The sequence below is a fragment of the Flagellimonas flava genome, from assembly GCF_050617915.1.
Taxonomy (GTDB): Bacteria; Bacteroidota; Bacteroidia; order Flavobacteriales; family Flavobacteriaceae; genus Flagellimonas; species Flagellimonas flava_A.
The window spans coordinates 1-349 of sequence record NZ_JBODQE010000025.1; the positions used below are offsets into that span (position 1 = coordinate 1).

Annotated in this window: 1 pseudogene; it reads left to right on the forward strand. The window is 62.8% G+C overall.

Features of this window, described 5'->3' with window-relative positions:
* Positions 1 to 331 (forward strand): annotated as a pseudogene (locus tag ACRHOZ_RS20825) (hypothetical protein); the annotation flags it as partial.
* Positions 332 to 349: the final 18 nt, after the last annotated feature.

A 349-nucleotide genomic window follows, 5' to 3' on the forward strand; every position in this document is an offset into this window, starting at 1 on the left:
CGGGGTGGCCGTCGACAACTCCGGCAACGTCTATGTCACCGACACCGACAACAACAGGGTTGTCAAGCTAGAGGCCGAGTCGAATAACCAGGTCGTGCTGCCATTCACGGATATCACCGCACCGTGGGGCATCGCGGTGGACGAAGCCGGAACCGTCTACGTCACCGAGCACAACACAAACCAGGTGGTCAAACTCCTGGCCGGGTCGACCACCTCGACAGTGCTACCGTTCACCGGCCTCAACACCCCCCTCGCGGTGGCAGTGGACAGCGACCGGACCGTCTACGTCGCCGACGGCGGGAACGACCGAGTGGTGAAACTCACGACATAACGGGAGTCACCGCCGTCG